A 4,995-nucleotide genomic window follows, 5' to 3' on the forward strand; every position below is an offset into this window, starting at 1 on the left:
CCTCTATACCCATGATTTATCATTAATCTTTTCATGGTTTTCTATTTTTTAACACATCATTTAAAAGAATCTGTCCCATCATCATTACAAAGCTACCCCTAGTTTTTGTGTAATAGTTATTCAGATTTAACAAATAATTGTTCCCTGGAACATATGTGATTACAAACCCTTTGTTCTTTTCTTTAGGGAATGGAATGTATATGTTTTTAACATCTGGCTGTATAGCTGGAATGTCTTTCGAAAACAAACCATTTAATTTCGTTAAAAACGTCTTTCCATTAGAGATAGGTTGTATTTTCTCAGCCCTGTTAACACCATTTTTATTTTTACTTGAATCTATTCCCCATACAATTACACCACCAGAAACACAAGAAAAAAATGACACGCTTTTTTCATAATTCTCTTTATCATCTTTTGAAAGAACACTAATCGTACAATCTGTTTTACATTGAAATGTAAGGAAGATATTCTCTTCTTGCTGTTTCATGATCATATGTTGGATGTATGAAAAACCTTCTTGTTCAAACCTTGTAAAAATCTTCTCCGCATTCTCCAAAGTAAACTTTCTCCTTCTCTATTTTTTAATAAAATGATGAAAAGAGTAGATCAAATCAAACAAACTTTGTATGTGAAGTGAATTTTTAAAACTCTAATGCATTTGACTTTTTCTTTATTGTATTCACTTCCTGAGAAAGCCCGGTACATTCATGAAAAGCGAAATGCTTACATCCTATACATTTTTTTGTATTCAAATGTCTTAAAGCATAGTTGATGGCTTCTCCGGTATGATCAAAAAAGTTTTCTTCTCCAATCTCAGCGTACAATCCATTCTTATCTAGAGTTGTCTTTAACTCGGATTGAATTCCTGAAATGAGAAGTATGCCACCTTGCTTTTTAAAATGCTGAACAATATTCCTAAAGTAAGACTCTCCTGTTGTATCAATAAAAGGAACTTTTCCCATACGCAAAATTAAAACTTTGGGTTTATAATGAATGGTCGCTAAAATGTTTTGTTCAAATGTTTGAGCAGCTCCAAAGAATAATGGTCCTTCTATTGTATAAATACTAATTTGTGGACAATCATGAGCTTTATTTACCACATGTGGTAACAATTTTTCATGCTTCCTTGTATGATCAGGAAGCACTTTAGATATGACAAGCATGTTGCTCATACGTTTTGTAAATAAAATAACAGCTAAAATAAGTCCAATTTCCACAGCTGTTGTCAAACTTGTAAATACAGTCAGTAGAAATGTTACAAGTAATACAAGAGAATCCCCTGTCTTCATTTTAAGTATGTGAATAAAATGTTTTTGCTCACTCATGTTCCAAGCTACCACCATTAAAATGGGAGCCATACTAGCAAGTGGAATATGCGAAGCGTATGGAGCTAATAGTAGAAGTGTGAATAACACAAATACCCCGTGAATAATTCCTGACATCGAAGATGTAGCTCCACTCTTAATATTGGTTGCTGTTCGAGCAATCGCTCCAGTTGCCGGAATCCCTCCAAATAACGGGGTAACAATATTGGCAATGCCCTGACCAATCAGCTCTTTGTTACTGTTGTGCTTACTATTTGTCATACCATCTGCCACGACAGCGGATAAAAGAGATTCTATACCACCCAACATTGCAATAACAAATGCAGGGCCAATTAACTGTTTGATACGCTCTACTGTGATTTCTGGTATATCAAACTGAGGAAGTGTATTGGGAATCGTACCATACGCTGTACCAATAGTAGGCACATGACCTGAGAAAAATATAGTTGCAATGATAGTTGAAATTACAACACCTACTAATGAACCAGGTACTTTAGGTGAAATTTTTGGTGTTATGAGTATAACAAAAAAGCAAATCAAAGCAGTTATAACACTGTAAAAATTGGTAGTACCGATATGAGTGAAGATTTCCTGCAGGTTTGCTATAAATTCCTCGTGTTTTTTTATACCTGTTAGACCTAAAAAACTAGCAATTTGTCCCGTAAAGATAATGACGGCAATACCTGACGTAAAACCAATTGTTACAGGACGTGGGATAAATTTAATTAAAGATCCCAGTTTAAAAATTCCCATAAGACATAAGATAATTCCGGCTAACAAACCAGCAAGTAGTAAATTTTCATATCCATAGGTAATGACAATGCCTAAAAGAATTGGAACAAAGGCACCTGTAGGTCCCCCAATTTGATACTTTGAACCACCAAATAGCGAAATGAGTATTCCGGCAATACATGTTGTATAAATCCCATACTCTGGTTTAACACCAGAGGCTATTGCAAAAGACATAGCAAGTGGTATCGCAACAACTCCAACAATCATTCCTGACAGAAGATCCTTTTGAAAATGTCCCAATGAATATCCTTCAAACCTTCCCGTAAATAATCCTCTCATTACAAACCCTTCTTTTCTATTTATAATAAATCTGGATTACAAATGTATTTCTCGTTCCTTTATAGAGGAGATTTTCATTTTTACAAAATAAAACATTATCCTAATATTTACTATACGTTTTTCTTAAATGACGATCTAATTTACCTACATTTCCACCTTGTTGTACGTAGGATTTCAACCTTTCCGCTAGAAGTTCTCCGGCTCGACTATCTAGCTTCTTCGTATCAATAAACGATGTAATCCTTACCTTATCTGGAGTCATATCTCTACGAAACATCTGTCCTGGGATTTCACTCCAAAAACGATTCCATTCATCTAATAATCCAATTTGATCAAATAAAAAACCTTGAATCCCACATAACCAAGCTGTACAAGCTGTATTTCTTTTTTGACATCCAACTCCATCTTGTAAATGTTGGCATGAAAAACAACAAGAATTCCCGCTTTTAATACAAACTTTACAAACATGATGAGCTCCTATTGAGTGGAAAATTTCAATCCCATGTTGGATGATATCTTCTTTCTTAACTTCACTACTCAACTTCCCCCTCCTTAACTATCGTTTCACTTTCTGTTTCGTCTAGCTCTTCTAACATTGAAATCGTATCGATTAAATGGTTGTTAAAAATCTTCCGTGCAACCACCAGTAAATCTACAATCATAGGGTCTCGTAGAGAATATAAAACTCGTTTTCCATCTTTCGTACCAACGACAATGTTTTTTGAACGTAGTACACTTAATTGTTGAGAAACAGCTGAACCTTCCTTGTTAAGGATGGTTTGAATTTCATTTACACTTCTTTTACCCTCTGACAATAGTTCTAGAATACCTATTCGCAAAGGATGTGATAAAGCTTTAAAAAAATCAGCTTTAAATTGTTGCATTTCATTTCCCATTAAAACACCTTCTTATTTTTAATTAAAAACCCAAAAGTATCATATACATCTTCAGATGTTTGAATATGTATATGATACTTCTAGAAATTCGAAATTTCAATACAAACTTTAAAATGTTTCCCGTAACAAAAACGACCGTTTTTGTTACAATTATTGTTCTTGAGTTATGAAGCTAAGCTAACTAGCAATCTCAGTGTAACAAAAATATGTAACAAAATAAATTTGTAACAATATCTATTTCATAACGTTTTTGATACAATAAAACTGAAAAAAAGGAGGAATTATATGAAATTTGGATATATGCGTGTATCTACCATTGACCAAAATTTAGACCGCCAGGAGCAGCAGCTAAGAGATGCTGGGTGCGAGCGTATGTTTTTTGAAAAAGTAACAGGAACCAAGCGAGATCGTCTTGAGTTAAATCGTATGTTAGATTTTCTACGTAATGGAGATACAGTAGTAGTAACAGACTTGACTCGACTTTCACGTTCTACAAAGGATTTAATTGAGATTGCCGAACTCATTTCTCAAAAAGGGGCAAACTTGAAAAGTTTAAAAGAGTCCTGGCTTGATACAACAACAGCACACGGGAAAATGCTCTTTACTGTTTTTGCAGGTATTGCTCAATTCGAAAGAGATTTAACCTCAGAACGAACAAAAGAAGGAATTGTGGCAGCAAAAAAACGAGGTAAATATCCTGGTAGACCATCTGTAGATAAAGAAAAATTAAGTTATGCATTTTATTTAATGGAACAAGGAGCAAATATCACAGAGGCTGCTGAAAAATCTGGTATATCTAGAATGACCATTTATCGAAATATGAACTAATACAAAATGACGTATACTTTGTGACTCAGTAAGTTTAATTATAAAATATTTTGTGTAAAAGGATGGATTCCAAGATAAATATGAACACTAAAAACAGACTAACAATTTTAACAATTGATGAAATTAATCGTCTTTATAGTAGACCTGTATTTACACCTAAAGAACGTGTGCAATACTTTTCGCTTTCACAAGTAGAAAAGGAATTATTATATACTTTACGTTCTATAAAGTCTAAAGTGCATTTTATTCTTCAACTTGGATATTTCAAATCAAAACATTTATTTTTTCAGTTTAAATTATCTGAGGTCCAAGAAGATATTCAATATATTTTAAAAGTCTATTTTAAAAATGAGTCATTTGGAGATTTTGGATCGATTGATAAAAAGACACGATCTACTCATAAAAAATTAATTCTTAAAATATCTAATTACCGTATTTGTGACTCATATTATCGAGGTGTTTTACAAGAAAAAGCCCGTAGGTCTGCAACAGTAAGTGGAAAACCTATTTTTATTTTTCGTGAATTACTCAATTATTTAATAGAAGAACACATTATTATTCCTGCGTATAGTTTTATGCAAGATATTGTAGGAACTGCTATTACATCTGAAGAACAACGACTCATCACAATTATACAAAATCATCTATCTGAAACAGATAAACAGCATTTAGAAGAATTATTATATAATTCTTCTGGATTATATGAAATTACTAAAATAAAACATCAACCAAAAGATTTTAGTATAAATGAAATGAAGCGCGAAATTGAATGTGGGAAAGAAATTCATTCTCTTTTTCAACTGGCCAATACAATTTTGCCTCAACTAAATATTTCTAACGAAAGTATTAAATACTACGCTTCTTTAGTAGAATAT

6 protein-coding genes are annotated in these 4,995 nt (G+C 32.8%); 2 read left to right on the forward strand and 4 right to left on the reverse strand.

The genetic code is table 11. The features are described from left to right. Nucleotides 1-31: 31 nt before the first annotated feature. The 4 genes from AB3X49_RS17630 to AB3X49_RS17645 form a co-directional block, all read right to left on the reverse strand. Entirely contained in the window at nucleotides 32-556 is a 525-nt protein-coding gene (locus tag AB3X49_RS17630) for a hypothetical protein (protein ID WP_275857355.1), read from the reverse strand. Nucleotides 557-641: 85 nt separating this feature from the next. Further along, nucleotides 642-2,396: a SulP family inorganic anion transporter gene (locus tag AB3X49_RS17635; RefSeq protein ID WP_367963711.1), complete on the reverse strand. Its 1,755-nt coding sequence runs from the start codon at nucleotides 2,394-2,396 to the stop codon at nucleotides 642-644. A gap of 100 nt (nucleotides 2,397-2,496) precedes the next feature. Continuing rightward, a complete protein-coding gene (locus AB3X49_RS17640) occupies nucleotides 2,497-2,937 on the reverse strand; it encodes a DNA mismatch repair protein (RefSeq protein ID WP_367963713.1) in 441 nt (146 codons plus the stop codon). Then, complete coding sequence (locus AB3X49_RS17645; RefSeq protein ID WP_090835483.1) at nucleotides 2,930-3,292, reverse strand: ArsR/SmtB family transcription factor; 363 nt, start codon at nucleotides 3,290-3,292, stop codon at nucleotides 2,930-2,932. The genes AB3X49_RS17640 and AB3X49_RS17645 overlap by 8 nt, the downstream gene beginning before the upstream one ends. Nucleotides 3,293-3,577: 285 nt before the next feature. On the opposite strand from AB3X49_RS17645, the gene AB3X49_RS17650 reads away from it, so the two are divergent. Together AB3X49_RS17650 and AB3X49_RS17655 are read left to right on the forward strand one after the other, a co-directional pair. Then, nucleotides 3,578-4,120 (forward strand): recombinase family protein, encoded by a 543-nt coding sequence (locus AB3X49_RS17650; protein WP_367963716.1) that lies wholly within the window; start codon nucleotides 3,578-3,580, stop codon nucleotides 4,118-4,120. A gap of 80 nt (nucleotides 4,121-4,200) precedes the next feature. Next, nucleotides 4,201-4,995, forward strand: a 795-nt coding sequence (locus AB3X49_RS17655; protein WP_367963718.1) for a DUF4158 domain-containing protein, incomplete at its 3' end; no start/stop codon positions are given.

The sequence above is a fragment of the Bacillus sp. C30 genome (assembly GCF_040838255.1).
GTDB lineage: Bacteria > Bacillota > Bacilli > Bacillales > Bacillaceae_G > Bacillus_A > Bacillus_A mycoides.